This window comes from Methylobacterium sp. 001424705, from assembly GCF_059816145.1.
This window is the reverse complement of record NZ_JCBANU010000020.1, coordinates 51317-77853: the sequence shown is the minus strand read 5'-3', so window position 1 is coordinate 77853 and position 26537 is coordinate 51317. Positions and strand designations below refer to the sequence as shown.

The 26537-nt window shown below is 70.9% G+C and carries 29 protein-coding genes; 13 read left to right on the top strand and 16 right to left on the bottom strand.

All coding sequences use genetic code 11. From position 1 onward, the window contains the following. The first annotated feature begins 33 nt into the window (after positions 1-33). The 4 genes from dapB (at position 34) to AC6EUL_RS15640 (ending at position 3464) form a co-directional block, all read left to right on the top strand. A complete protein-coding gene (gene dapB / locus AC6EUL_RS15655; RefSeq protein ID WP_499871155.1) occupies positions 34-831 on the top strand; it encodes a 4-hydroxy-tetrahydrodipicolinate reductase in 798 nt (265 codons plus the stop codon). Positions 832-1060: 229 nt separating this feature from the next. Further along, entirely contained in the window at positions 1061-1699 is a 639-nt protein-coding gene (locus AC6EUL_RS15650) for a 2,3-bisphosphoglycerate-dependent phosphoglycerate mutase (RefSeq protein WP_056218219.1), read from the top strand. 11 nt (positions 1700-1710) lie between these two features. Then, on the top strand, positions 1711-2388 hold the full coding sequence (locus AC6EUL_RS15645) for an alpha-ketoglutarate-dependent dioxygenase AlkB (RefSeq protein ID WP_499871153.1): 678 nt from the start codon (positions 1711-1713) through the stop codon (positions 2386-2388). Positions 2389-2504: 116 nt separating this feature from the next. Next, positions 2505-3464 (top strand): hypothetical protein, encoded by a 960-nt coding sequence (locus AC6EUL_RS15640; protein ID WP_056218226.1) that lies wholly within the window; start codon positions 2505-2507, stop codon positions 3462-3464. Between the two features lie 168 nt (positions 3465-3632). On the opposite strand, the gene grpE is transcribed toward AC6EUL_RS15640, so the two are convergent. Together grpE and AC6EUL_RS15630 are read right to left on the bottom strand one after the other, a co-directional pair. After that, positions 3633-4250 carry a nucleotide exchange factor GrpE gene (gene grpE / locus AC6EUL_RS15635; protein WP_056218229.1) on the bottom strand — a complete coding sequence of 206 codons (618 nt, stop codon included), beginning with the start codon at positions 4248-4250 and terminating at the stop codon, positions 3633-3635. Between the two features lie 92 nt (positions 4251-4342). Next, a complete protein-coding gene (locus AC6EUL_RS15630; RefSeq protein WP_499871150.1) occupies positions 4343-7132 on the bottom strand; it encodes a [protein-PII] uridylyltransferase in 2790 nt (929 codons plus the stop codon). A 237-nt stretch (positions 7133-7369) separates the two neighbouring features. On the opposite strand from AC6EUL_RS15630, the gene AC6EUL_RS15625 reads away from it, so the two are divergent. From AC6EUL_RS15625 to AC6EUL_RS15615, 3 genes are all read left to right on the top strand, one after another. Continuing rightward, on the top strand, positions 7370-7870 hold the full coding sequence (locus AC6EUL_RS15625; protein WP_407067272.1) for a hypothetical protein: 501 nt from the start codon (positions 7370-7372) through the stop codon (positions 7868-7870). A 188-nt stretch (positions 7871-8058) separates the two neighbouring features. Beyond that, positions 8059-8766 (top strand): ribose-5-phosphate isomerase RpiA, encoded by a 708-nt coding sequence (gene rpiA / locus AC6EUL_RS15620; RefSeq protein WP_499871148.1) that lies wholly within the window; start codon positions 8059-8061, stop codon positions 8764-8766. Between the two features lie 68 nt (positions 8767-8834). Continuing rightward, on the top strand, positions 8835-9425 hold the full coding sequence (locus tag AC6EUL_RS15615) for a DUF2059 domain-containing protein (RefSeq protein ID WP_056218234.1): 591 nt from the start codon (positions 8835-8837) through the stop codon (positions 9423-9425). A 36-nt stretch (positions 9426-9461) separates the two neighbouring features. Here AC6EUL_RS15615 and AC6EUL_RS15610 read toward each other — a convergent pair whose 3' ends face one another. Continuing rightward, complete coding sequence (locus AC6EUL_RS15610) at positions 9462-10835, bottom strand: PleD family two-component system response regulator (protein WP_056218237.1); 1374 nt, start codon at positions 10833-10835, stop codon at positions 9462-9464. A gap of 60 nt (positions 10836-10895) precedes the next feature. Beyond that, positions 10896-11276 (bottom strand): response regulator, encoded by a 381-nt coding sequence (locus tag AC6EUL_RS15605; RefSeq protein ID WP_055946254.1) that lies wholly within the window; start codon positions 11274-11276, stop codon positions 10896-10898. Positions 11277-11351: 75 nt separating this feature from the next. On the opposite strand from AC6EUL_RS15605, the gene AC6EUL_RS15600 reads away from it, so the two are divergent. Together AC6EUL_RS15600 and AC6EUL_RS15595 are read left to right on the top strand one after the other, a co-directional pair. Continuing rightward, entirely contained in the window at positions 11352-11654 is a 303-nt protein-coding gene (locus tag AC6EUL_RS15600) for a DUF3572 domain-containing protein (protein ID WP_056218239.1), read from the top strand. Between the two features lie 135 nt (positions 11655-11789). After that, entirely contained in the window at positions 11790-12197 is a 408-nt protein-coding gene (locus AC6EUL_RS15595; RefSeq protein ID WP_056218242.1) for a DoxX family protein, read from the top strand. 7 nt (positions 12198-12204) lie between these two features. Here AC6EUL_RS15595 and AC6EUL_RS15590 read toward each other — a convergent pair whose 3' ends face one another. Both AC6EUL_RS15590 and AC6EUL_RS15585 read right to left on the bottom strand, forming a co-directional pair. Then, a complete protein-coding gene (locus tag AC6EUL_RS15590) occupies positions 12205-12864 on the bottom strand; it encodes a class I SAM-dependent methyltransferase (protein WP_056351703.1) in 660 nt (219 codons plus the stop codon). A gap of 37 nt (positions 12865-12901) precedes the next feature. Then, positions 12902-13504: a hypothetical protein gene (locus AC6EUL_RS15585; RefSeq protein ID WP_056276544.1), complete on the bottom strand. Its 603-nt coding sequence runs from the start codon at positions 13502-13504 to the stop codon at positions 12902-12904. Positions 13505-13624: 120 nt separating this feature from the next. On the opposite strand from AC6EUL_RS15585, the gene AC6EUL_RS15580 reads away from it, so the two are divergent. The 3 genes from AC6EUL_RS15580 to AC6EUL_RS15570 all read left to right on the top strand — a co-directional run bounded on the left by AC6EUL_RS15580 (position 13625) and on the right by AC6EUL_RS15570 (position 17538). Further along, complete coding sequence (locus tag AC6EUL_RS15580) at positions 13625-14803, top strand: DNA topoisomerase IB (RefSeq protein ID WP_056218251.1); 1179 nt, start codon at positions 13625-13627, stop codon at positions 14801-14803. Positions 14804-14989: 186 nt separating this feature from the next. Further along, complete coding sequence (locus AC6EUL_RS15575; RefSeq protein ID WP_056276541.1) at positions 14990-15997, top strand: SDR family oxidoreductase; 1008 nt, start codon at positions 14990-14992, stop codon at positions 15995-15997. A 131-nt stretch (positions 15998-16128) separates the two neighbouring features. Beyond that, positions 16129-17538, top strand: coding sequence for a cytochrome ubiquinol oxidase subunit I (locus tag AC6EUL_RS15570; RefSeq protein WP_499871143.1), 1410 nt, complete (start codon positions 16129-16131; stop codon positions 17536-17538). Positions 17539-17616: 78 nt separating this feature from the next. Here AC6EUL_RS15570 and AC6EUL_RS15565 read toward each other — a convergent pair whose 3' ends face one another. The 9 genes from AC6EUL_RS15565 to crcB form a co-directional block, all read right to left on the bottom strand. Next, a complete protein-coding gene (locus AC6EUL_RS15565; protein WP_056276539.1) occupies positions 17617-18300 on the bottom strand; it encodes a response regulator transcription factor in 684 nt (227 codons plus the stop codon). A gap of 261 nt (positions 18301-18561) precedes the next feature. Beyond that, entirely contained in the window at positions 18562-19458 is an 897-nt protein-coding gene (locus tag AC6EUL_RS15560; RefSeq protein ID WP_056276536.1) for a GGDEF domain-containing response regulator, read from the bottom strand. A gap of 100 nt (positions 19459-19558) precedes the next feature. Then, a complete protein-coding gene (locus tag AC6EUL_RS15555) occupies positions 19559-20089 on the bottom strand; it encodes a hypothetical protein (RefSeq protein WP_499871140.1) in 531 nt (176 codons plus the stop codon). A 214-nt stretch (positions 20090-20303) separates the two neighbouring features. Next, positions 20304-20588, bottom strand: coding sequence for a hypothetical protein (locus AC6EUL_RS15550; RefSeq protein ID WP_244472726.1), 285 nt, complete (start codon positions 20586-20588; stop codon positions 20304-20306). A 177-nt stretch (positions 20589-20765) separates the two neighbouring features. Next, complete coding sequence (locus AC6EUL_RS15545; protein ID WP_200917574.1) at positions 20766-20924, bottom strand: hypothetical protein; 159 nt, start codon at positions 20922-20924, stop codon at positions 20766-20768. A 217-nt stretch (positions 20925-21141) separates the two neighbouring features. Beyond that, positions 21142-21489, bottom strand: a complete 348-nt coding sequence (locus AC6EUL_RS15540) for a hypothetical protein (RefSeq protein ID WP_082514032.1) — start codon at positions 21487-21489, stop codon at positions 21142-21144. Continuing rightward, positions 21486-21680, bottom strand: coding sequence for a hypothetical protein (locus AC6EUL_RS15535; RefSeq protein WP_056218269.1), 195 nt, complete (start codon positions 21678-21680; stop codon positions 21486-21488). Before AC6EUL_RS15535 ends, AC6EUL_RS15540 begins: the two co-directional genes overlap by 4 nt. Before the next feature lie 210 nt (positions 21681-21890). Beyond that, complete coding sequence (locus AC6EUL_RS15530; RefSeq protein WP_499871136.1) at positions 21891-22331, bottom strand: EamA family transporter; 441 nt, start codon at positions 22329-22331, stop codon at positions 21891-21893. Between the two features lie 19 nt (positions 22332-22350). Further along, positions 22351-22719 (bottom strand): fluoride efflux transporter CrcB, encoded by a 369-nt coding sequence (crcB, locus tag AC6EUL_RS15525; RefSeq protein WP_056218272.1) that lies wholly within the window; start codon positions 22717-22719, stop codon positions 22351-22353. A gap of 402 nt (positions 22720-23121) precedes the next feature. Between crcB and AC6EUL_RS15520 the strand changes: the two genes are divergently transcribed. Then, positions 23122-24219 carry a DUF2778 domain-containing protein gene (locus AC6EUL_RS15520; protein ID WP_499871134.1) on the top strand — a complete coding sequence of 366 codons (1098 nt, stop codon included), beginning with the start codon at positions 23122-23124 and terminating at the stop codon, positions 24217-24219. Positions 24220-24279: 60 nt separating this feature from the next. Here AC6EUL_RS15520 and AC6EUL_RS15515 read toward each other — a convergent pair whose 3' ends face one another. Further along, entirely contained in the window at positions 24280-26532 is a 2253-nt protein-coding gene (locus tag AC6EUL_RS15515) for a xanthine dehydrogenase family protein molybdopterin-binding subunit (RefSeq protein ID WP_056351719.1), read from the bottom strand. Between the last annotated feature and the right edge of the window lie 5 nt (positions 26533-26537).

Here is a 26537-nt window from a genome sequence, read left to right as displayed (position 1 = left end):
CCCGTTGGCGACACGCTCTGGAGGCTGAGGACGATGCGGCTCGTGGTGGTCGGCGCCGACGGGCGCATGGGGCGGATGCTGATCCGCGCGGTGGCGGAGACCGAGGGCTGCACCCTGTCGGGCGCCATCGAGCGCGCGGGCTCCCCCGCGCTGGGGCAGGATGCCGGCACGCTCGTGGGCTTGGCGCCCCTCGGCGTCGCGGTGACGGACGATCCGCTGCCGATCTTCGCGGCGGCCGAGGGCGTCCTCGACTTCACGGCGCCCGCCGCCACCACCTTCTTCGCCGAGCTCGCCGCCCAGGCCCGCATCGTCCACGTGGTCGGCACCACGGGCCTGCAGGAGGCCGATCTCGCCAAGCTCGCGGCGGCCGCCCACCATGCCCGCATCGTGCGCTCGGGCAACATGTCCCTCGGGGTCAACCTCGTCGCCGGCCTCGTGCGCCGGATGGCGGCGGCCCTCGGGGAGGATTTCGACATCGAGATCGTCGAGATGCACCACCGCATGAAGGTCGACGCCCCCTCCGGCACCGCCCTCCTCCTCGGGGAGGCCGCGGCGGAGGGGCGTGGGGTCGCGCTCGCCGACACCCGGGTCTCCACCCGCGACGGACACACCGGCCCGCGCCGGCCCGGCGACATCGGCTTCGCCACCCTCCGCGGCGGCACGGTGGTGGGCGACCACAGCGTGGTCTTCGCCGGCCCGGGCGAGCGGATCACCGTCGGCCACCATGCCGAGGACCGGGCGATCTTCGCCCGCGGCGCCGTGCGGGCCGCGCTCTGGGCCTTCGCCAAGCCGCCCGGCCTCTACGGGATGGACGACGTCCTCGGGCTTTAGGAGACATTCGGGCTTCAGAGACACGCGGACTTCAGGACGGTCTCCCGGTGTCAGACGTCTCCGGGCTTTCCGACGGAGCCCACACCCGGCGGAGACGTTTCGTCATCTGACGTTCAGACTCACGCGCGCATGAGCCGCCCGATGCGCGCTCGCTGCGCTGCAACATCGCCCTTCGCCCGTGCCTCCGCCGAGGCCGTGCCCTCTCAAAGACCAAGAGGATCATCGCCCGATGGATCGCCTTCTCGTCCTCGCTCGCCATGGCCAGAGCGAATGGAACCTCAAGAAGCTGTTCACGGGCTGGCGTGATCCCGAGCTGACGGATCTCGGCGTCGAGGAAGCCCGCAATGCCGGGCGCTGGCTCAAGGAGCAGGGCTACGGCTTCGACGTGGCCTTCACCTCCAACCTGAAGCGCGCCCAGCGCACCTGCGCGCTGATCCTGGAGGAGATGGACCTCGAGGGGGTCGAGACGATCCGCAACGAGGCGCTGAACGAGCGCGATTACGGGGACCTCTCCGGCCTCAACAAGGACGACGCCCGCGAGCGCTGGGGCGACGCCCAGGTGCACCAGTGGCGCCGGTCCTACGACGTGCCGCCGCCCGGCGGCGAGAGCCTGAAGGACACCGCCGCGCGCGTCCTGCCCTACTACATCCAGTTCATCCTGCCCCGCGTCATGGCGGGCGAGCGCGTGCTGGTGGCGGCCCACGGCAACTCCCTGCGCGCCCTGGTGATGGTGCTCGACGGCATGACCACGAAGACCATCGCCAGCCTCGAGATCGCCACCGGCATCCCGCTCGTCTACCAGCTCAAGGCCGACACCACGGTGGAGAGCAAGACGGTGCTGGAGCACGACATCGACCACAAGGTCTGACCGCGGCACCGATGGCGTCCCGTGATCCGGCCGGGATCGTCCTCGTTCCCGGCCTGCTCCATTGGCCGGGCTACCTCGACGCGGCGGCGCAGGCGCGCCTCGCCGCCGAACTCGCGACGGCGCTGCGGGTCGCCCCGCCCTACACGCCGCGGATGCCCCGCACCGACCGACCCTTCTCGGTGCGGATGGCGAATTGCGGCCCCCTCGGCTGGGTCTCCGACCGGGCGGGCTACCGCTACCAGGCGCGCCATCCCGTGACGGAGACCCCCTGGCCGGACATCCCGCCCACGGCGCGGGCCGCCTGGGACGCCCTGTCGGGGTATGGCGCTCCGCCCGAGGCCTGCCTCGTCAACCTGTACGAGGCCGACGCCCGCATGGGCCTGCACCAGGACCGGGACGAGGACGCCCTCGACGCGCCCGTCCTCTCGCTCTCGCTGGGTTCCACCGCCCTGTTCCGCTACGGCGGCCTCCGGCGGTCGGACCCGACCCGCTCGGTGCGCCTCCGGGCCGGTGACGCGCTCGTGATCGGCGGGCCCGCACGGCTGATCCATCACGGAATCGACCGCCTCGTCGCGGAGGCCCCGGACCTGCTCCAGGGCACCGCCCCCGGACCGCTGCCGGATTTCCTCATGCCGGGCGGACGCTGCAACCTGACCCTGCGACGCGTGACGCGGCCCTCGGGCGCTTGACAGCGGCGGGGTGTTGAGTCGACCCATCGGGTCAGCCTCAGCGCCGGCTGCCCCGCAAGGGGCAACCCGGCGGACCTGCCCGGTGCGAGACCGGGGCCTTGCGGAGAATCGATTCGATGCGTCTGCGTAACCTCGTTCGTCCGGTTTCCCTCCTGGTCCTCGCCCTGGGGCTGGCCGCGCCGGCGCTGGCGGCGGATCCGGTCTTCCCGCCGAGTTCGCGCTTCGGCTTCGATCCGCCCTCCGACATGGTCTCCTCCAAGCGCTTCTCGGGCCTGGAGCGGCTGGAGGGCGGCGCGACGGTCTCGGTGGTGGAGTTGCCGGCCAACGCCTTCGCCGACCTCGAAACCAACTTCACCGACGCCAACCTGAAGGCCCAGGGCTTCATCGTCAGCAGCCGGCAGGCCATCAAGGTGGCGGGCGACGTCGACGCGGTGCTGTTCACGGGTGAGCAGCCGGCGGTGGAAGCGGCCGGGACCCCGGCGATCAAGAAGTGGATGCTCCTCGTCGGCGATCCGACCGTGACCGGCATCATCATCGCGCAGGCGACGCCCGATGCCGAGACCGAGGAGACCATGAAGCGGCTGCTGACCGGCATCCACATCCGGCCGGCGCTGACCCTGGAGCAGCAGGTTGCCGCCCTGCCCTTCCGCATCGGCAACGACGCCGGCTTTCGTCCGGTGCGCGTCCTCGCCGGCAATTCGGTGCTGCTGACGCAGGGCACGAAGGACGAGATGCTCGGCCTGGAGCAGCCGATCCTGGTTCTGGCCCAGGCGGTGCAGCCGCCGCCGGCCACCGAGCAGCGCGACGCCTTCGCGCGCGCCGCGCTCTACTCGAACCAGACGATGAAGGACTTCGTGATCGAGCGGGCCCAGAGCTACCGCCAGAACGGCGTCGACTGGCACGAGATCGTGGCGCGTGCGGTGGACACGGCGTCCGGCACGCCGGTGGTCATCTCGCAGACGATCCGCTTCGCGCCGGACGGCTACCTGCGCGCCGTCGGCGTCGTGAAGGCCGAGAAGCGCGAGGGTGTGCTGGCGAAGTTCCGCGAGGTCGTGGACAGCGTGCAGCTGCGGTAGGGGCGACCGTTCGACCCGGTCGCAGGGTCCTTCTCCCCTCCGCGGGAGAAGGTGGCCCGCGAAGCGGGTCGGATGAGGGGAGCGACGGTGCCAGCGAGGGTTTCCCCTCTCCCGCCTGCTGCGCAGGCACCCTCCCCCGCAGAGGGGGGAGGGTCGCAGGCGCCACGCTCAGGCGGCGTCGCCCGGATTGGCGGCGGCCGGCTTCGGGCCGCCCTTGGCCACCCCCACGAGCGCCGGGCGCAGGACGCGGTCGCCGATGATGTAGCCGGCCTGCATGACCTGCACGACCGTGCCGGCGGGAACCTCCGGGTCGGGCACCTCGAACATGGCCTGGTGGCGGTTGGGGTCGAAGCGCTGGCCCTTCGGCTCGATCAGCTTGACGCCGTGCCGCTCCAGGGTCTTGGCGAGATCGCGCTCGGTGAGCTCGATCCCGTCGATCAGGGCCTTGAAGGCGCCGTCGGCGCTCGCTCGGTCCGCTTCGGGAATGCTCTCGAGGGCCCGCCGGATGTTGTCGGCGGAATTCAGGAGATCGCGGGCGAAGTTGGTCACCGCGTAGGCGCGGGCATCGGCAACCTCGCGTTCGGTGCGCCGACGCAGGTTCTCCATCTCGGCCAGGGTGCGCAGCACCCGGTCCTTCAGCTCGTCGCGCTCGGCCACGAGGGAGGCCAGCGCATCGGCCTGCATCGCCTCGCCGGATCCGGCGGACTCGGCCTGCGCGGCCCCTGGGGTCTCCTCGACCGCCTGGGCCGGGTCGCGCCGCTCATCGTGCATGTCGTTCGCCATCATGTGGTTTCGTCAGAGACTATCGGTGTCGGGGTTGGCGCTGATATCAGGCGGTGACGCGCTGAAATCAAGCGCGCGGCGCCGTCCGGCCCCACTCAAGCCTCGCGCGGAGGCGGCGAGTCGATCAGCGCATCGAGTCCCTCGGCCCGGAGGGCGGCCACGTCGCTGGCGAAGACTTCCATCACGGCCGTCCGAATCGCCACCTGGCGGTCGGGCTGGGTCACCCGGGTGCCGGTGAGGTCGGTGACGTAGAACACGTCCACCGCCCGCTCGCCGAAGGTCGCCACGTGGGCCGAGGTGATGTTGAGGCTGAGCCGGCTGAGCGCCGTGGTCAGCTCGTAGAGCAGGCCCGGGCGATCGAGGCCGGTGATCTCGATCACGGTCTCGCGGCTCGACAGGGCATTGTCGATCGCCATGTCGGGCGGCACCAGGAAGGTCCGCGCCCGCTCGCTCGGCGGGTGCTTGTCGGCCACGAGGTCGGCGATGCGGATCTCGCCGCGCAACGCCTTCTCGATCGCGGCGGTGATGCGGCCGGCCCGGCGCAGCTCGTCCTCGTCCCGCTCGAAGGCGCGCGAGATGAAGATCGAATCGAGGGCGAAGCCGTCCGTGGTGGTGAAGATCTGCGCGTCGACGATGTTGCCCCCCGAGGCCGCGCAGGCCCCGGTGACGATGGCGAGCAGGCGCGGATGATCCGGCGAGTAGATCGTCAGCTCGGTGACGCCGCGGACCGGGTCGGTCTCCGTGGCGGTGGCCACCGTCCGCCCCTCGGCCGTCAGCGCCTTGACGAAGCCCGCGTGCTTGTACTGGCGGGTGGTGTCGACCTTCAGCCAGTAGGCCTGGTTGTGCCGCGCCGCGTAGGCGTCGAACAGCTCGGCCTGCCAGTCGCTGAGCTGCTCGCGCAGGGCCATCTGGATCAGGCGGACCCGGTCGGTGCGCGCGATCTCGGAATGGCCGCCGGACAGCACCACCTCGGTCTCGTCGTAGAGGGTGCGGATCAGTGTGCCCTTCCAGGCGGTCCAGACGCCGGGCCCCACGGCCTTGATGTCGGCCACCGTCAGGATGGTGAGGAGCTTCAGGCGCTCCAGGGTCTGCACCACGCCGGCGAACTTCTCGATGGTCTTCGGGTCCGAGAGGTCGCGGCTCTGGGCGGTCATCGACATCAGCAGGTGATGCTCCACCAGCCAGGCCATCAGTTCGGTCTCGGCCGGCGTCAGGCCGAAGCGCGGCCCGAGCTTCTCCGCGATGGCGGCGCCCGCGATGGAATGGTCCTCCGGCCGGCCCTTGGCGATGTCGTGCAGCAGTACCGTGACGTAGAGGGCGCGCCGGTTGCTGATCGTGTTGATCAGGCGGGTGGCGAGGGGATGCTCCTCCTCGGTGCGCCCGGACTCGATGGCCGAGAGCACCCCGATGGCGCGCAGCAGGTGCTCGTCCACCGTGAAGTGATGGTACATGTTGAACTGCATCATCGCGACGATGCGGCCGAAATCCGGGATGAAGCGGCCGAGCACGCCGGCCTCGTTCATCAGCCGCAGGATGGTCTCGGGCGAGTTCTTCGAGGTCAGGATGTCGAGGAAGAGCCGGTTGGCCTCCTCGTCCGCCCGCAGGGAATGGCCGATCAGGCGCAGGGAGCGGTTGGCCGCCCGGGTGGCGTCGGGGTGGATCGGCAGGTTGTGCCGGTCGGCGAGCCAGAACAGCCGGATCAGGTTCACGGGGTCTCGGCTGAAGGCGTCCGGGTCGCGCAGGTTGATGCGGCCGTGATCGTCGACGAAGTCCTCCGCCTCGATGGCGGTGGCGCGGAAGCGGTCGCGGAACCGGCCGATCCAGCGGTCGAGCACCGGGGTGCGCTTGGCGTGGCGCGCCTCCAGCGCCGCGCAGACGATGGCGGTGAGGTCCCCGACCTCCTTGGCGATCAGGAAATACGCTTTCATGAAGCGCTCGACGCCGGAGAGCCCGCCGCGCGGCTCGTAGCCGAAGCGCTCGGCGATCTTCGGCTGCAGGCCGAAGGACAGGCGTTCCTCGGCCCGGCCGGTGACGAAGTGCATGTGGCAGCGCACCCGCCACAGGAGCTCGTCGCAGCGCTCGAACACCCGGTACTCCTCCAGCGTGAAGAGGCCGGCGGCCACGAGCTCGCTCTGGTCGCGGACCCGGTAGGTGTACTTGGCGATCCAGAACAGGGTGTTGAGGTCGCGCAGGCCGCCCTTGCCGTCCTTCACGTTGGGCTCGACGAGGTAGCGCGAGGCGCCCGCCTTCGAGACCCGCGCGTCGCGTTCGCGCAGCTTCGCCTCGACGAATTCCGGTGCGGTCCACATCACCAGCTCGGTGTCGAAGCGGGTGACGAGCTCCTCGAACAGGGCGCGGGTGCCGAACAGGTAGCGCGCCTCGAGGAGCGAGGTCCGGATGGTCATGTCGGCCCGGCCCTCGCGCAGGCACTCCTCCACCGAGCGGGTGGCGTGGCCGACCTTCAGCTTGAGGTCCCACAGCACGTAGAGCATCGCCTCGACGACGCTCTCGGACCAGGCCGTCTGCTTGTAGGGCAGCAGGAACAGGAGATCGATGTCCGAGCCCGGGGCCATGGTGCCCCGGCCGTAGCCGCCGGTGGCCACCACGGCGAGCTGCTCCCCGGTGGAGGGATTGTCGTTCGGATAGAGCCGCCACACCACCGCGTCGTGGATGGTGCGGATCACCGCGTCGGTGAGCCGGCTCAGGCGCTGGGCGCAGGCGATGCCGTCGCGCTCCTCCAGGAGCCGCGCCTCGGCATCGGCGCGCCCGAGCTCGATCACCCGGCGCAGCTCCGGCACGAGGACCGCCCGCAGGCGCGTCGCCTCGCGGGCGTCGCGGTCCAGGTTCTCGAGGATGTCGTGGAGGGCGGCGACGGCGTCGAACATGGCCAACCCCGTTAGCATGTTGGCGGAATGACGCCAGCGGCATCACCGCGCGGGCACCGCACAGCTGCGGGATCGCGGCGCAGTTTCGATCTGCTTCCCGCGCCGTCGCGGCGTCCTGCGTTCCCGCGCGCGCCTAGCCGTCGGGCCACGGTTGCGCCGTAAGCCGGCGCTAGCGTCGCGTCGTTTCCCGCCCGACCCCCACCGCTCCGCGCACCTCAGCATTCACGAAGGCTCCCGATGCGTTCGATCCTGCGTCCGATGTCCGCCCGCCCCGCCCGGGCCCTCGTCGTCACGGCCGGCCTGCTCCCGGCCCTCGCCGCGCCGGCCTGGGCGGCCTCCTTCGAGTTCGTGCCGGCTCCCCAGATCGACCTCAACCGGGTCTATCGCGTCGACAAGGTCACGGGCGAGGTGACCTCCTGCCAGTACGGCCTGCGCGAGGGCGCGGTGGGCAGTGTCGGTGTCACCGTCTGCTACGGCGCCGGCGAGGGCGCGAGCGCCCAGGCCCCGTCGGAATACGGCCTGGTCGCCTCCCGCCACACCCGCGAGGCGGGGGTGTTCCGGGTCAATTACCGCACCGGCGAGATGAGCATCTGCTACGTGCAGCTGCAGAAGGAAGCGGTGGTCTGCACCGCGCAGGCGAACCCGGCGAGCCCGGGGGCCGACGAGGCCCCCGCCACCGGCGCCGCCCCGGGCCGGGTGGGCCCGAGCGCCACGCCGCCCCAGAGCGCCCGTCCCTGACCGCGCCCTGAGCCGATCGCCGCCCCCGACACGCCGCGTTGGACCCTCCGGCCCGGCGTGCTAGGGGCACCGGGCGCGTCCGCCGGCCGGTGGCTCGCCCCGTTCGATTCGCCCCTCGCCCGATTCGCCCTTCGCCAGAGCCGTTCCATGCCGCACGCCCGCCCCTTCCCAGCCGCCGGAGCCGTCGCGTGAGCGGGCCGGATCTGCGCCGCGCGGCGGCCGAGGTCGCGGTCGGGTTGGTCACGCCCGGGATGCGGCTGGGGATCGGGACCGGGTCCACCGCCAACGTCTTCGTCGAGCTTCTGGGCGCCCGCGTCCGGGCCGGCCTCGACGTCGTCGGCGTGCCCACCTCCGAGGCGACACGGGTCGCGGCCGAGGCCGCCGGCATCCGCCTCGCCACCCTGGAAGCGCTGCCCGAACTCGACCTGACCATCGACGGCGCCGACGAGATCGACGGAGCGATGCGCCTCGTGAAGGGCGGCGGCGGCGCGCTGCTCCGCGAGAAGATCGTCGCCTTCGCCAGCCACCGGATGGTGGTGATCGCGGATGCCGCCAAGCGCGTCGAGACCCTCGGGGCGTTTCCCCTGCCGATCGAGGTCAACGCCTTCGGCCTCGGCGCCACCCGCCGGGCCGTGGCCGCCGCCCTGCGGGCGAGCGGCTGCACCGGCGAGCTCGTCCTGCGGGCCCGGGACGGCGCGCCCTTCGTCACCGATGGCGGCCACCACATCCTCGACGCCCATCTCGGACGCATCCCGGACCCCGAGGCCTTGTCGGGTGCCCTTTGGGCCGTGCCGGGCGTCGTCGAGCACGGCCTGTTCCTCGGCCTCGCCACCGGAGCCATCCTGGCCGAGGCACGGGACGGGCAGGCGGTGGTGAGCCGGCTCGGAATCGTCTGAGGGCGATCGCCCCCATCCCTCTCCCTTTCCGTCTTCCCCTTCGCCGAACCCCTCCCGGAGCGTCCGCCATGTCCCGCCGCCTCGCCGCCCTGGCCGCCCTCGTCCTCGCCAGCGCCCCCCTGGGCGCCCTGGCCCCAGTGCACGCCCAAGCCCCGGCTCAGAAGCCGCCGGCGGCCAAGCCCGGCGCCAAGCCGCCCGCCGCGCCGGCGCCGAGCACCCCCGCCGCGCAGACGCCGGCCTACTCGGCCAACCACCTGGCCCTCGCCCGCGAGGTCATGCTGAATTCCGGCATCGCCCGCTCGTTCGACTCGATCATCCCGGCCTTCAGCGACCGCATCCGCCAAGGCGCCGTGACCCGGCCCGAGATCACCAAGGACCTCGATACGGTGCTGGCCTCCCTCGAGCCCGAGATGGAGCTGCAGAAGCAGGCGATGATCGAGACCGCCGCCCGGATCTACGCCTCGCGCCTGTCCGAGGCCGAGCTGAACGAGATCGCGACCTTCTTCCGCTCGCCCGCCGGCAAGCGCTACGTCGAGACCCAGCCGCAGGTGCTCGACGAGATGGTCCAGGCGATGCAGACCTGGACCCAGGACGTCTCGGAATACATCATGGTCCGGGTGCGCGCCGAGATGGCCAAGAAGGGCCACCAGCTGCAGTAGCGGGCTTCAGGGCCTCGGGCGGCGCGCGGCCCGGCTTCAGGCCGCCGCCGCTTCGACGCGGTTCCGGCCGGTGCTCTTGGCCCGGTACAGGGCGAGGTCGGCCCGCTTGAGCATGTCGGCCGGCCCGGCATCCTCCGCCCGGCGCCAGGCCACGCCGATGGAGACGGTCACCGGAACGGTGCGGGTGTCGCGCTGGATGGAGAACGGCACCGCCTCGATCCGCTCGCGGATGCGCTCGGCGATGGCGTAGGCCCCCTCGGCCTCGGCATCCGGCAGGATGATGACGATCTCCTCGCCGCCGTAGCGGGCCACGATGTCGATGCCGCGCGTATGGGTGCGGATGCGCTCGGCGAAGGCCTTGAGCACCTCGTCGCCGGCCTCGTGGCCGTAGGTGTCGTTGATCGACTTGAATCGGTCGATGTCGAGCATCAGCGCCGCCACCGGACGGTTGCGCAGGGCCGCCTCGCCGAACAGCGCGCCGAGATGGCTGTCGAGGTAGCGCCGGTTGTGCAGGCCCGTGAGGCCGTCGGTGACCGCGAGTTCCATCGAGGCCTGGACGGCGCCCCGCAGGGCCTCCGAGAAGCGGCGGCGGCGCACTTGCGTGCGCACCCGGGCCACGAGCTCGTTCCGGTCCACGGGCCGCATCAGGTAGTCGTGCACGCCGAATTCCAGACCCCGGATCACCCGGGCGCGGTCGTGCTCCTCGGCGATCATCATCACGGGCATCAGGCGGGTGCGGTCGAGGGAGCGCAGCTGGCTGCACAGGCGCAGGCCGTCGAAGCCCTGGATGTCGAGGCTGACCAGGGTCAGGTCGAACGTGCCCTCCGCCGCCAGCACCAGGGCCTTGTGCGGGTCGGGCTCGACCGTGAGCGTGTGGTGCTGGCCCAGGGCCGCCGCGAGGCGGTCTGCCGAGCCGGGGCGGTCCTCCACGAGGAGGATCGAGGCGTTGAGGCCGGTCTCGGCGGCGGCGAGGGCCAGGGGGTCGCCGATCCCGAAATCCCGCGAGGCCATGGCGCGGGAGCGCAGCTCGTCCGTCACCGCCTTGAGGCGCACGAGGCTGCGCACGCGGGCGAACAGGGCCGTGTCGTCGATGGGCTTCGTCAGGAAGTCGTCGGCGCCCGCATCGAGCCCGCGCAGGCGGTCGGAGGGCTGGTCGAGGGCGGTGACCATCACGACGGGCAGGTGGGCCGTGTTGGGGTTGCTCTTGAGCCGGCGGCAGACCTCGAACCCGTCCATGCCGGGCATCATCACGTCGAGGAGGACGAGGTCGCAGAGACCCTTCTCGCAGATCGTCAGGGCGTCGGGGCCGTTCATCGCCGCCAGAACGTCGAAGTATTCCATGGAGAGCTTCGTCTCCAGGAGCTTCACGTTCGGAAAGAGATCATCGACGATCAGGATTCGGGCCGACATCGGTCCTCGCGCAGGGTCGTACTACGGGCCATCGGGAAGGCTATGAGCGAGGTGGGCGGGTCAGGCGGTCCTGGCGTCGCCGAGATACTGGCGGACGGTGGCGAGGAACTTCGCCACCGAGATCGGTTTCGACAGGTAGGCTTCGCAGCCGCCCTCGCGGATGCGCTCTTCGTCGCCCTTCATGGCGAAGGCCGTGATCGCGATCACCGGGATGGCCTTGAGGTCGTCGTCCTCCTTGAGCCACTTCGTGACTTCGAGGCCGGAGACCTCGGGAAGCTGGATGTCCATGAGGATCAGGTCGGGGCGATGCGCCCGCGCGAGCTCGATCGCCTCGATGCCGTTGGCCGTCTTGAGCGTCGCGTAGCCATGGCCCTCCAACAGGTCGTTGAAGAGCTTCATATTGAGTTCGTTGTCCTCAACGATGAGCACGGTCTTCTTCATGGCCCGTTGTTCCCGGTGCGTGGACGGCCCATTGTCGTTCGACGCATGCCCCGCCTCAGGAGATTTAGCGGATACATGTTGACGAAACGCAAACCCAATGGCGGAGACGACTCCGCCGAGGGCGTGGCCCTGGCGGCCCTCGCCTGGATGGCCACCGACGACGAGCGCCTGTTCGCCTTCCTCAATGCCACCGGGGCGACGCCCGAGACCCTGCGGGCCAGTGCACAGGATCCCGGCTTCCTGGCGGGCATCCTCGATCATATCATGGGTGACGAGGCGACGCTCCTCGCCTGCGCCGAGGCCCTCGACACCAAGCCCGAGCGCATCGCCGCCGCCTGGCGCCGCCTCGGCCCGCCGGACTTCGACGACGGCCTGTAGGCAGGGCCACGCGGCCGGATATCCCCGCGGGATTGCCCTCCGAGGCTCGCCCCGTCCCCTGCCCCGCGCTATGGCTCGACGGCTTCGCGCGGGCGCCGTCCGCGCGGCGGGCCCATCGCCGGAGACCCCTCGCCCATGTCCCTCGCCAGCCTCTCGACGACCTGGGCGCCGCGCCTCCTCAGCATCCTGCGCATCGTGGCAGGCCTGCTCTTCCTGGAGCACGGCACGCAGAAGCTGTTCGGCTTTCCCGTGCGGATGGGGGGCGGAGCGGCCCCCGCGATGATGTCGCTGCTGTGGTTCGCCGCCATCCTCGAAACCCTGGGCGGCGCGCTCATCATCCTGGGCCTGTTCACGCGGCCGGTGGCGTTCCTGCTCTCGGGCCAGATGGCCTTCGCGTACTTCATCGCCCACCACCCCAAGAGCCCGTTCCCGGCGCTCAACGGGGGCGATGCCGCGATCCTGTTCTGCTTCGTCTTCCTCTACCTCGCCGCCGCCGGCGCCGGCCCCTGGAGCCTCGACGCGCAGCGCCGCGGCCGGTTCTGAAGGCGGTTCAGGCGCTGAAGCGCCAGACGCTGCTGCGTTTGATCTCGGCGTCCTCCAGGGAGCGGCTCACCGGCACCGTGTAGGTGGCGAGTTCGGTGAGCCGGTCGCGCGGCAGGTAGGAGCGGCCGGGATCGCCCACCAGCACGGTGGCGCCGCCCGCGTGCAGGCCGGACAGCCAGTCCGTGACCCGGGCCGCGAGATCCCGCTCGTAGAAGATGTCGGCGGCGAGCACGACGGCGGAGCCCGGATCGGTGCCGATGAGGTCCCGCGACACCGCCTCGATTTGCCCCGCCACGCCGTTGGCCGCCGCGTTGAGGCCGATGGCCGGGATCGCGAAGGGGTCGAGGTCGCTGGCCGTGACATGATCCGCGCCGGACCGCGCCGCCGCGATGGCGACGAGGCCCGAGCCCGAGGCGAAATCGAGCACCCGGCGGCCCGCCACGAGGCCGGGATTGTCGAGGATGTAGCGGGCGAGCGCCTGCCCGCCGGCCCAGGCGAAGGCCCAGAACGGCGGCGGCAGGCCGATCGCCTCCAGCTCGTCCTCGGTCTTCTGCCACAGCTCGGTGGCCTCGTCGGCCACGTGCAGGACGATCTCGGGTGCGTGCGGCACCGGGCGCAGCCGGGTGTTGGCCCGGATGAAGGCAAGGGGATCGGCCGACGGCGTCATGCTGGCGTGCTCATGCTGGCGCGCTCCTCCTGGCATTTCATGCCCGGGCGAACTCGCCGTAGAGGGTGCCGGCGGCGGCCGAGAGCCGGTCCGCGCCCGCCAGTGCCAGCGCCGTATCGGCCGGATCGAGCCCCAGGGCGGCGGCCTCGGCCGCGGTCGCGCAGAGGTATCGGGTGGTCCGGGTGGCGAGGGGGCCCCGCAGCGCCTGGCGCAGGGCGAAGCGCGTCAGGCGCCCGGCGGCATCCGTGCGGGCGTTCAGGGCCGCGAGGTCGTCGGGCTGGTAGATCCGCGCCGCGATCCCCGACATGGCCGCGGCCGTGCCGCCGACCACGATCGCCCGGAGGCCGATGGCGTGGAGGAGGTCGGCTTCCAGGGCCTTCAGGATCCCGGCGAGCTGGCCCGCCTCGTAGCCCGCCGCCATCGGGTTGATGCGCGAGGTCCCCAGCGCGAAGGGCACCACCCGGGCGCCCGCCGCCTCGATCGCCCCGCGATGGGCGTCCACCCGCGTCACCACCGTCGCGGACAGCCCGGCGGCCCGGGCCGCCGCGACCAGGGGGAGGTCGCGGGCGGCGAACCCGGCATCGTCGGGGGCGAGGAGGACGAGGCGCCGGGGCCTGGTGCCGGAAGCGGGATGATCCATCGGACGCGCTGTAGCACGCCCCCGCCGGAACAGCCCATGGCGGAACAGGGGATGGCGGAACAGGGGATGGCGCGGCCCCGTTGACGGCCAACGAGACACCGTGAGGGACGGAACCGGAGCATGGCCACGGCGCGCGACGAAGAGGGCACGGTCGCCGACCCGCGCGACGCCGCCGAGGAGGCGGGCCTGCGCTACGTCGAGGACACGATGCCGGGGCTGACGCGCCGGAAGAGCGGGACGGGCTTCGCCTATCGCGACGCCCGGGGCCAGCCGGTGCGGGACGCGAAGACGCTGGCGCGCATCCGCGCCCTGGCGATCCCGCCGGCCTATACCGACGTCTGGATCTGCCCGCGGGCCAACGGCCATATCCAGGCGACCGGCCGCGACGCCAAGGGGCGCAAGCAGTACCGCTACCACCCGGATTTCCGCGCCGCCCGCGACCTCACCAAGTTCGAGCACGTCATGGCCTTCGCCGACGCGCTCCCGGCCATCCGCGCTCGGGTGGATGCCGACATGGGCCGGCGCGACCTCCCCCGTGAAAAGGTGCTGGCCACCGTGGTCCACCTCCTGGAGACCACGCTGATCCGTGTCGGCAACGACGATTACGCCCGCACCAACAAGAGCTTCGGCCTGACCACCCTGCGCGACCGGCACGCCCGGATCGAGGGTTCGGCGCTGACCTTCCGGTTCAAGGGCAAGAGCGGCAAGACCTGGGACCTCGGCCTCAAGGACCGGCGCGTCGCCCGCATCGTCAAGGCCTGCCAGGACCTGCCCGGCCAGGAGCTGTTCCAGTATCGCGACGCCGACGGCACCGTGCGCGATGTGACCTCGGCGGACGTGAACGCCTACCTGCGCGAGATCACGGGCCAGGACATCACCGCCAAGGATTTCCGGACCTGGGCCGGGACCGTCCTGGCCGCCCTGGCGCTGCAGGAATTCGAGGCCTTCGACAGCGAGGCCAAGGCCAAGAAGAACCTGCGCGCCGCCATCGAGGGCGTCGCCGCCCGGCTCGGCAACACGCCGACCATCTGCCGCAAGTGCTACATCCACCCTCAGGTGCTCGACTGCTACCTCGAGGGCGCGCTCCTGCTGCAGATCAAGGACGCGGTGGAGGACGAGCTGCGCGAGGACCTCGCCGGGCTGAAGCCCGAGGAGGCGGCCGTGCTCGGCCTGCTCCAGGCACGCCTCGCCGAGGTGAAGGACGGCAAGGGCCGGGATCTCTCGGGCGCGCGGGCCGGGAAGACGGCCGGGAAGCGGCGGGCGACGGCATCGGAATCCCCACAGGGTCAAGCCGCCTGAGTCGACGCTCGAAGACAGCTTGGCCTCGACGCATCCCCCTCCCCCCCTCTGCGGGAGAGGGAGAGTCGCGGAGGGCATCAGCCATGACGACCCCGCTTCCCCCGTGTCGTTTGGGCACGCATCCCCGCCGGCACCAGGTCGCCCCCGAACCCGTTGGCGCCACGCGCTCACCAAGGATGAAACATCATGAAGGTCGCGGTCGTCACCGGGGGAACCGCCGGAATCGGGCTCGCCACCGCCCATCTCTTCGCCCGGCGGGGCTGGGCCGTGGCTGTCATCGCCCGCGATGCCGACCGCCTGCGCGACGCGGAGGCCGACCTGTCCGCCTACGGCCGCCCCGTCCTGGGGATCTCGGCCGACGTGGCGGACGCGGAGGCGATCGATGCCGCCGCCGAGCGGATCGAGCGGGAGTTCGGCCCGATCCGGGCCTGGGTCAACAACGCGATGGCGACCATCGTGAACCCGGCCGACCGGATCACGCCCGAGGAGTACCGGCGCGTCACCGAGACGACCTACCTGAGCCAGGTCTACGGGACGCTGGCGGCCCTGCGCCACATGAAGCCGCGCGACCGCGGCGCCATCATCCAGGTCTCGTCGGGCCTCGGCATCCGCGCCGCGCCGCTCCAGGCGCCCTACTGCGCGGCGAAGTTCGCGGTCTCGGGCTTCACTGACGCCCTCCGCTCCGAATTGATCCACGATCGCGTGAAGGTCTCCCTCAGCGTGGTCTACCTGCCCGCCGTCAACACCCCGCAGTTCAACTGGGCCCGCAACCGCACCGGCCACGGCCAGTACGCCCCCGATCCGGTCTACGATCCGCGCCTCTGCGCCGAGGCCATCGTCGCCACGGCCGACAACCCGAGCCGCGAGGTCTGGGTCGGCCACAGCACGGTGATGATGGCCGCCGCCCAGGCGCTGATGCCGGGCTACGCGGATGCGAAGGCCGCCACGATGTGGTCGGCCCAGCTCACCGACGAACCGGCCCCCGACAAGGCCGGCAACCTGTTCGCCCCGGTGCCCGGCCCTGTGGGCATCGACGGGCGCTTCTCGGACCGGACCAAGACGACGCGCAGCGCCTATTGGACGAGCCGCGACCGCGATCTCCTCGTCGCCGGCCTGACGGGCGTGGTGGCTCTCGGGCTGTTCGGGGTCGCGACCCTGGCCCGCGCGCCGCGCCGCCTGCTGCCGCGGCGCTGAGCCGCCCCGAGGCCGCACAACCCTGCGACCCGGTCGCCCGCCGCGAACCGGATGCAGCTTCGGCGTCTTCACGCTATAGCTGCTCCAGGGTCCCCTCCCATCGGGGGCCCCACATCGCATGAGGGTTTGCCATGGACGTCGACGCGCTCCTGCTTTCGCGCATCCAGTTCGGCTTCACCATGGCCTTCCACATCATCTTCCCGGCCTTCACCATCGGGCTGGCGAGCTTCCTCGCCCGCCTGGAGGCGCAGTGGCTCTGGACCGGCGACCCGATGTACCGGAACCTCTACCGGTTCTGGGTGAAGGTCTTCGCGGTCTCGTTCGGCCTCGGCGTCGTCTCCGGCATCGTGATGAGCTACCAGCTCGGCACCAACTGGTCGCGCTACTCCGACTTCACCGGCAACGTGCTCGGGCCGCTGATCCAGTACGAGGTGATCACCGCCTTCTTCCTGGAGGCCGGCTTTCTCGGGATCATGCTGTTCGGCTGGGACCGGGTCGGCGACCGGCTGCACTTCGTCTCCACCTGCATGGTGGCGATCGGCACCCTGATCTCGGCGTTCTGGATCCTGTCCGCCAATTCCTGGATGCAGACCCCCGACGGCTTCGTCGTCGAGAACGGCCGGGCCATCGCCACCGACTGGTGGAAGGTGATCTTCAACCCCTCCTTCCCGATCCGCTACGCCCACATGGTCCTGGGCTGCTTCCTCACCACGGCCTTCGCGGTGGCGGGCATGTCGGCCTGGATGATCCTGCGGGCGCGCAAGGAGCCGGCCGAGAAGGTGGCGGGCGCCCGGCTCTCGCTCTCCATGGCGCTCTGGTTCGCGGTGATCTTCACGCCGATCCAGATCTTCGTCGGCGACACCCATGGGCTGGCCGTGCTCAAGCTGCAGCCGACCAAGCTCGCGGCGATCGAGGCGAACTGGGACCGGCAGGACAACATGCCCCTGCTGCTCTTCGCGATCCCCAACATGGAGGCGGAGAAGAACGACTTCGAGATCGGCATCCCGCGGCTGGGCAGCTTCATCCTCACCCACGACTTCTCGGGCGTGGTGCCGGGCCTGAAGGACGTGCCGCGCGACCAGCGTCCGCCGGTCTGGCCGGTGTTCTATTCGTTCCGCATCATGGTCGCGATCGGCATGGCGATGCTGGGCCTGAGCCTGTGGAGCCTCTACCTGCGCTGGAAGGGCACGCTCTTCTCGAACCGCTGGTTCCTCAACGCGGCGATGCTGATGACCCCGTCCGGCTTCGGCGCGGTCCTGTTCGGCTGGTTCACCGCCGAGATCGGGCGCCAGCCCTACATCGTCTACGGGCAGCTGCGCACGGCGGACGCCCACTCGCCCCTGACGGTCAACGCCGTGACGACCTCCCTGGTCGCCTTCCTGATCGCCTACGCCTTCATCTTCGGGTTCGGCAGCTACTATCTGGCCAAGCTCCTGCGCAAGGGTCCGGAGCCGCTGGAGGAGGCCATGCGCGGCGGCGACGTGGCCCAGAAGCCCAAGCGTCCCCTCTCCGCGGTCAACGAAAGTCTGACTCCTGCCTGAGAAACGTCTTGCTCGCCTGAAAAAGGTCTTGCCCGCCTGAGAAACGTCTTGCCCGCCTGAGGGGCGTCGCGGCCCGGCTCAGAGCCGGGCCACGGACTCGCTCGCGTGCAGGCCCCGGGGGCGGTCGCCGCCCGTCGAACGGACCGGCGCGGCATCGACCACCGGCGTGAGGCCGAGGTGGCGGGCCAGGGCGACGAGGTCCTTGAGGCGCCCGGTCTGGGTCTTGCGGCGCAGGTTGAGGCGGTGGGTCTCCACCGTGCGCACGCTCAGGTTCAGGCGGCGAGCCACCTCCTTGTTGCTGAAACCGGCACTGAGGAAGCGCAGGATCTCGGCTTCGCGCGGCGTCAGGCTATCGGCCGGGGCCACCGGTGCCGCCTCGTCCCGGGACGATTCGGTCGGGCTGGCGGCAAGGGTGAGGAGGGCCCGGCAGATGTCGCGCGGCGTCGCCGAGCGGGCGATGAAGGCATCGGCGCCCGCCTCCACCAGCCGGGTCAGGAGGCCCGCCCGCAATACCTCGAAGCCGACGAGGACGGCGAGGCCCGGCGCCCGGCCCTTGAGCGCCGCGATCCGGCCGGCAAGGCCCGGCTCGGGCTCCCCCCCGACGAACAGCAGAGCGACCTTGCGTGACGGTCCGTCCGACCCGGGCGAGAGTTCCCCTTCGCTCAAGGTCTGCAGGCGCGGCTCATGCTCGATGACGGCGCGAAACGCGGGCTCGAGCCCGAGGGGCTCGCCGACGATCAAAACTCCCACGGCGTCATTCATGCCGCTACCCTCCCCATTGTCCCACCGCGACACACCGCGGCGTTCCCTGGGAGGTTCAGATCAAGTTTCGTTCCAGGGTTTTACTGGCCAAGGCTCGATCTGGATTCTGGTGCAATCCCCCGAACATTGACCAAAACCCACGGGAAATCCGGCGGTACTTTGGTAAACGACCGCATCGCGCGACCGGGTCGGGAATGCGGGCGTTTCGCAACGGCACAGGGGAGCTGCCGGGTTCCCCCTCGATTCGAGACAGGTTCCGGCTCAGCCGGCGCGGGCCAGCACGAGGTCGGAGGCAGCGCTCACGACGCGGTTGCGTCCCGTCGTCTTGGCCTCGTAGAGGGCGATGTCGGCCCGCTTGAGCAGACCCTCGATGGTGTCGCCCTCCGACCACTCGCTGACGCCGAAGCTGCAGGTGAGGCGGATCGGGACCCGGCCGCCGCGGATGCGCAGGGCCTCCATCGAGCGGCGCAGGCGGGTCGCCACACCCTCGGCCTCCGTGCCGGAGCGGTGGGGCAGGATGATGCCGAACTCCTCGCCGCCGAGTCGGCCGACGATGCCATCGAGGGCGAGTTCCCGGCACACGGCCTGGATCGCCGCATCGCCGACGTCATGGCCGTACTCGTCGTTGATGCCCTTGAAGTGGTCGATGTCGAGGAGAATGGCCGACATCCTGCCGTGATCACCCACGCGCTCCGCGGCATCCCGCGATTTCTGCAGGAAGGCGCGCCGGTTGAGCAGGCCCGTCAGCGAGTCCGTGTCGGCGAGGCGGATCAGTTCGCTCTGCATCGTGGTGAGGCGCTCGGCGGCCCGCAGGCGGGCATGCAGCTCCTCCGGTCCCGGCGGCTTCTCGATGAAGTCGTCGGCGCCGCTATCGAGGGCCTCGGCCAGGTTCCGGGCGTTCCGGGCCGAGGACATGGTGATGACGTAGAGGGGGCGATTGGCCTCGGCAAGCAGGCGGGCGGACCAGCACAGTTCGAGGCCGCCCAGCGGCCGGACCTCGAGGCTGGTAATCAGCACCCGGACCGAGCCGGTATTCTCCACGAAGTTGAGGGCCTCGGCGGAATCGGTGAAGGCCGAAACGGTGTGACCGTTGGGCTCGAGCAGCGCCGCGATCATCTTGAGGACGACCCGACTGGTGTCGACGAGGACGATATGCATGGCGCGGCCTGACCACCTTCACGGTTCTTGACCGGAAGGTGGCACGAACAGATTAACCGCTTGCGAAAGTCGGCGCGGAGTCTTGTTCCGGCGCTGCGCCCTAACGCTGCGTGATCTGGGCCGGGGAAACCCGGACGGGAATGACGCGGGCCCCTCCGCTCGTCTCGGCAACCGGGGCGGCAGCCTGGAACGGGCCGCCGCGGCCCCGGGCTCGCGTGGGCCCGGCAGCGTCCGACCAGCGCCCCTGTCGGCCGCGCGTCAGAACCCGGGAGCGGCCGGGGGCTGCGACGCGGGAAGCGGAGGGCTGCCCCTCGATGACGTAGACCGTCGGCGTGCCGACCGAGGCACTGCGGATCCCCGCCACCGTGGGGATGCCGTAGGTCCCGTAGCCCCAGGCGCTGGGCACGAGTTCGCTCGGGCGGGGGAAACGGGTGAGCGGCGCACCGACATAGTCGCCATGGATCAGCGGCCCGCCATAGCCGTTCTCGTAGCCGGCATAGGGATAGCTGCCGTAGGCAAGGTCCTGGCCCTGCGCCGTGCCGGCAAGGCCGGAGAGCACCAGAGCACCGGCGAGGCCGGCCATGCCGAGGGAGATTCCCCTGCGCGGCAGGATCTTCGAACGAGTGGTCATGCGACGCCGGACTCCCACGCTAGCCGATTCGAACGAGAACCGGCGGACGCCTCCGTCGTTCCCGAAATCTCGGCGGCCTTCAGCGTCGAAGAGTGCTTAGGCGGGCCCCCGAGCGGGACGGAGCAGCCTCGGCAGGCAGGCGACAAGGCTCACGATACGAAAAAACCCTGCCTCGCGGCAGGGTCGGGTTCGCCGCGGCGCTCCCGGTCTCGCGCTAGCGGCAGGTGGTGACGCGACGAACGATCCAGCCCTCGCCCTCGACCCAGAGGCGCTTGCGCGAGCGGCTGCAATTGACCGACTCGTCTTCCGATTCGGTCACGGCCGCGACGGGGGTGACGGTGGGTGCAACCACGGAGGCCTTGCCCGGACCCTGGTCGGCGACCGGAGCCGCAAGGGCGCCGGAGACGAAAGCGCCCGAGAAACCGGCACCCGTCAGGAATGTCCCGGCCAAGACAAGAGTACCCGCGATGGCGGATACGCGCAGTCGATTCGCTACCATCGAAAAGTCTCGCTCGCACATCCCTCGGGGGATGTGCCCTCAACGTGTCAGGATCGTGCAACGGCGTGCGTTGCCTCTTGAACTGTTAAGTCGCGAGGGGCCGGAAGGGTTGCAGTCGCGAGGACCGGCCGATCATGAATCCTTGAGCGGGATTCGGTGTACGGCCCGGATGAATGCTCAGGGCAGCGCCGAGACCGAGATCATCGGCAGGCTGACCGCGAGCTGGGCCACGGTCGGGCGCGGCAGGGCACGGTGCGAGAGGACCAGGGCACCGAGCCCGAGGACGAGACTGAAGGCCAGGAGGCTCGTCTCGATGCCGCGATAGAACCCGTCCATCTCACACTCCCGGTGCGCCGACGCGAGGCCGAGATCGGGCTCGCACCACCATGGTCGGCCCGGGAGTATGAGGGAATCGTAACCATCCCGGCTCATACCGGATCCTGGACCTGAGGGCTGGCCGGTTGATTCCTTCCGGATGGCGGATTTGGACTTCGCTCAAACGCCGCGAGGGCTTGCCGGATACGGGCTCCACGTTGATCGAGCGGAGCCCGTATCAGGCGCGCCCGAGGGGGATCATGCGGGCGAGATCGGGCTCGGGCGGCTGCATCAGGGCCGCCGCGAGGTTGGCCTCCAGCACGATGAGGTCGCAATCGGGATCCGGTTCCCAGCCGCAGCGGCAGCCCTGCGGCCCCTCATGGGCCTGGGCCACCTGCCGATAGAGGGCACCGACGACGCGGGCCGCCACCTCCAGCGCCGACAGGGCCGGCAGGGGCGCCCGGTTCAGGCTCTGCCAGAAGGCGCGGCGCAGGGCCTCGTCGAGATGGGCCTCGGGCGACGCGGGCTCGGCGCAGGCCGGCGCGGGGTGCGGTGGGGCGTCCATCCGCTCGTCCTGCCCGCTCATGCCCGGGCTCCCGAGGTCCGGTCGGACAGGCGTTCCCGCCAGTGGGCCGGCACCAGGGCGGGATCCGTTTCCGGAGCGCCCGCCAGGGCGTCGATGAGGTCGGCGAAGCGATGCAGCCGCAGGTCGAGGGCCGAGCCGTCCCACCAGGCGATCCGCACGGTGCCGCGCAGCCAGTCCAGCGTGCGTTCCATGATTCCGCTCTCCTCTCGCGATCCGCGTTCTGGAGAGAGGTTTGAAAGCTGAGTCTCCGCTTGGCAAGCAATTCTCGAAACATTGGAATAGGTTGAATCTTGCGATCGGCGGAGGATCTACTGTCTTCGATTTGGAAGAATTCCATACGTCGGGAAAAGCAGCGTCCTGGCCGGGGCTTGATCCTGCGACAGCGCGGGGCCGGGCGGTTCTCAGCCCCGGTAGGCCACCAGAATGGCCCCGGCCGCGATCAGGACGACGCCGATCCAGTTCGGCAGGGTGAGGCTCTCGCCGAGGAGAATCACCCCGAGGATCGCGACGAGCACGACGCTGAGCTTGTCGAGGGGCGCCACCCGCGCCGCATCCCCGAGGGCGAGGGCGCGGAAGTAGCAGAGCCAGGAGGCGCCCGTGGCGAGGCCCGAGGCCACGAGGAAGCCGACGCTGCGGCCCGGGATCGCCGCGAGGCCCGGCACCTGCCCGGTGGCGAACAGGATCGCGCCGGTGAGGGCGAGGATCACCACGGTCCGCACGAAGGTCGCCACGTCGGGAGGGACGCCGGTGACGCCGACCTTCGCCAGGATGGCGGTCAGCGCGGCGAAGACGGCCGAGAGCAGGGCCCAGAACCGCCAGGAGAGCAGCAGCGCGCTTAGCATCGCGACGGCCCGGCCGGTCTCACAGGATCATCCGCATGACCATCAGGCCGAGGAGCAGGCCGGCGAGCCCGAGGACCACCGAGCCCAGGATGTAGATGATGGCCGCCGCCATCTCGCCGCGCTCCAACAGGAGGATGCCTTCGAGGGCATAGGACGAGAAGGTGGTGAAGCCCCCGAGGACGCCGGTGGCGAGGAACAGCCGCATCGGCTGGCTGCCGCTGCGCATGGCGTACCAGCCCGCCAGCACCCCCATCAGGATCGAGCCCAGGATGTTGATGCCCATCGTGCCGTAGGGAAAAGCCGTGCCGAAGCGCAGGGCGGCCAGCCCGACGCCGTGGCGGGCCATGCCGCCGAGGCCGGCCCCGAGAAAGACGATGAGAAACCCCATGGCGGGTACGATCCCCCTGCAGCCGGCCGCCGGCCCGGCCCCACGCGGAGGATACGCAGAAAATTCGCGTGGTTCGCTGTCCCGGCCCGGCTTGCCCCCGAGGTCCACAGGGTCCGGACCGGATTTCGTCGCGGGGTCGGGCCGGCCCATCGCATGCCCGCTCGCCGAAGAGCGGGGACGGAGGCTCCCGGCAGGGTGTCGAACAGCGAGGCGGAAGATTTCTCCACACAATGCGTCGCGGTTTATCTACGATTAACCAAGTTGCGGCTGAATAGGGCCAGTTAAGGTTGATGTTTTCCTAACAGGCACCGTTCACGACCCTCCTCTTCGCTTAACCTTTTCTTGAGGTCTGCAGAGATGAGGCTGTGCCAGTTCGGGAACTGCGTATCCGAGTTCGCCCGCATGAACGACGCTGTGTACCCGTCCGGCCGCCGCCTCCGCCGTCGTCGCCGGCCCCACGGGCCGATGCTCCTGCGGACCTCCGCCGTGGCGCTCCTCTGCGCCGCCTTCCCGCACCTGACCGCGCCGGACGCGCCCGTCCCGGCCGGTCCGGGACGGCCGGTGCTGGCGACCGCATCGGCGCCGAGCGCCTCTGCCTGGATGCTCGATCCGACGCCGGCCCTCGGCCCCGCAGCCCGGGGTCTGGCCCAGGCGGCCCCGCTCAGCGCCGCCCTGGTGCCCCCCGCGGGTGCGGCCCGGACGACGCTGGCGATGGCGGCGCCGCGCCCCGCGCCCGCCCCGGCCGCCAGCCCGGCCCGGACCGCGCAGGCGCTGCCCCAGACCATCCCGCTGCCGGTGCCCCGCCCGGCCGGCCTCGTGGCCCAGGCCGAGCCGGCCCGCCTGGCGCTCCGCTCGGCCCCCGCCCTGCGCGCGCTGGCCACCCGCCGGACCCAGGTCGCCCGTGCCAGCGCCGAGGCCGCGGCCGAGCGCTCGTTCTTCGACACGGTGTTCGGGACGCGCTCCGCGCCGGAGCCCGAGGCGGCGCCGCGGACCACCCTGGCCTACGCGGCGGTGGACCCGAGCGTCGATCCCGGTCCGCGCCGGGGGATCGAGAGCAGCCCGGTGGTCGGCGCCGGCACGGCCATCTACGACATCACCGCCCGCACCGTGACCCTGCCGAGCGGCGAGCGGCTCGAGGCCCATTCCGGCCTCGGCGAGAGCATGGACAACCCGCGCCATGTCCACCGCCGGATGCGCGGCTCGACCCCGCCGGGCACCTACGACCTCACCGAGCGCGAGGCGCTGTTCCACGGCGTGCGGGCGATCCGCCTCAACCCGGTGGGCGGCAGCGCGGCGATCCACGGCCGCGACGGCATCCTGGCCCACACCTACATGCTGGGCCCCAGCGGCGCCTCGAACGGCTGCGTCTCGTTCAGGGACTACAACCGCTTCCTCCAGGCCTTCCTGCGCGGCGAGGTCCGCCGCCTCGTCGTGGTCGCGGGACGCGGCGATGCCGGCCCGACCTTCGCCGAGCGCCTGTTCGGCCGCGCCACGCGCTGAGAAAAGAGCCGCGCACCCGGGGTGCGCGGCTCTCAAGACGTCAGGACCCGCGGTGCAGGATCAGCCGATGATCTTGTCGATGGTGATCGGCAGCTCGCGGATGCGCTTGCCGGTGGCGTGGAACACCGCGTTGGCCACCGCCGCCGCCGTGCCGACGATGCCGATCTCGCCCAGGCCCTTCACGCCCATCGGGTTGGCCTTGTCCTCCTCGTCCACGAAGATCACGTCGATCTCGTGGATGTCGGCATGCACCGGCACGTGGTACTCGCCGAGGTTGTGGTTCATGAACCGGCCGATGGTGTGGTCGAGCATGGATTCCTCCTCCAGCGCCGAACCGATGCCCATGACCACGCCGCCGAGGATCTGGCTGCGGGCAGTCTTGGTGTTCAGGATCTTGCCCGCCGCGATCGCCGAGACGATCCGGGTGACGCGCACCACGCCGAGATCCTCGTCGACCTTCACCTCGGCGAAGATGGCCGAGTGCGTGTAGCCGGCAAATTCCTGGGAATGGTTGGAATCCGGGCCGGCCGAGCCGGTGGCCTCGATCTGGTCCATCCCCGCCTTCGCCATCACCTCCGTGAGGGCGATGCTGCGGGACGGATCGCCCGCCACCGAGATGCGCCCGTCCTTGAACACCGCGCGATCGAAGTCGACGTTGGCCAGGGGCGAATCGTCGAGGCCGCGGGCCAGGGTGAAGACCTGGGCGGCGATCTCGCGACAGGCCTTCATCACCGCCGTGCCGGAGGAGGCCGCCGTCCAGGAGCCACCGGCGATCGGCGCGTCGGCGAGCTTCGAGTCGCCGAGCTTCGTCGTCACGTCCGTCATCCGCAAACCCAGCGCATCGGCGGCGATCTGGGTCAGGATCGTGTAGGTGCCCGTGCCGATGTCGCCAGTCTGGTTGCCGACCACGAGCTTGCCGTCGGCCGTCAGCGTGGCCTGGGCGCTCGACTGCTGCATCATCGACTCCCAGATGCCGGTGGCCATGCCCCAGCCGACGAGCTCGCGCCCGTCCTTCATGGAGCGCGGCTCGGGGTTGCGGGCCGACCAGCCGAAACGCTCGGCTCCCTCCGCGTAGGCGGCCCGCAGGGATTTCGAGCTGAACGGCTTGTCCTGGGTGCGGTCCTTCTCGGCGTAGTTCCGCAGGCGCAGGTCGATCGGGTCCTGCCCCGTCTCGTGGGCGAGCTCGTCCATCGCGATCTCGAGGGCGAACACGCCCGTCACGGCGCCGGGCGCCCGCATGTCGGAGGGGGTGTAGGTGTCGATCTTGGCGAGCCGGTAGTCGAGGGCGACGTTCGGGCAGTCGTAGAGGATGCCCGACCAGTTCACGACGACCTCCTGGTAATCCTCGAAGCCGGAGGTGCCGGAGATCGCCTCGTGCCGGAGAGAGGTCAGCGCGCCGTCGGCCTCGGCCCCGAGGGCGATGGTCTGGCGCACGTCGGGCCGGTAGCCGAAGGTGAACATCTGGTCGCGGGTCAGGGTCACCCGCACCGAGCGCTCCAGCTCCCGCGCCGCCATGACGGCGAGGAAGAGCTGGTATTGCGGGCGCAGGCCCGAGCCGAAGCCGCCGCCGAGATAGGGATTGAGGACGTGGACGTCGTCCTTCTTCATCCCGAACACGCCGGTGATGTAGCCCAGGCTGTTCGAGACGCCCTGGATCTTGTCGTAGACCGTGAGCTTGCCGTCGCCCTCCCAGACCACGGTCGAGGCGTGGGGCTCCATCGGGTTATGGTGCTCCACGGCCATGTGGTAGTGGTTGGTGAGTTGGACCGGGGCGGCCTTGTAGGCGCCGTCCGCATCGCCCCAGGGCGCCGGCGGCGGCTTGATGCCGGAGCGCTTCTTGGGCGGCACGTAGGCCGCGTCCTCCAGGGTCCGCAGGTCGGTGGTCGGCGCATCGGCCTCGTAGGCGAGCTTCACCAGCGAGGCGGCGTAGCGCGCCGTGCCGAAATCCTCCGCCACCACCAGGGCCACGGGCTGGCCGCTGTAATGGACCTTGTCGTCGTAGAGCGGCCGGAAGGGCGAGCCGGGAGGCGCGACCTGATCCTGGTAATTGTAGTCGAGCCAGGCGGTGCGCGGCCGGTTCTCGTGGGTGAAGACCTTGAGGACCCCCGGCACCGCCTCGGCGGCCGCCGTGTCGATGGACAGGATCCGGCCGCGGGCGATGCCGCTCGACACCACGTAGCCGTGGGTCAGGTCGGGCGCGGCGAACTCGCCGGCGTATTTCGCCTGGCCGGTGACCTTGGCCGGGCCGTCGACGCGGCTCTGCGCGGTGCCGACATAGGTGTCGGTGCCGGAGGTGCTGATGCTGTGGGCCATAGGGG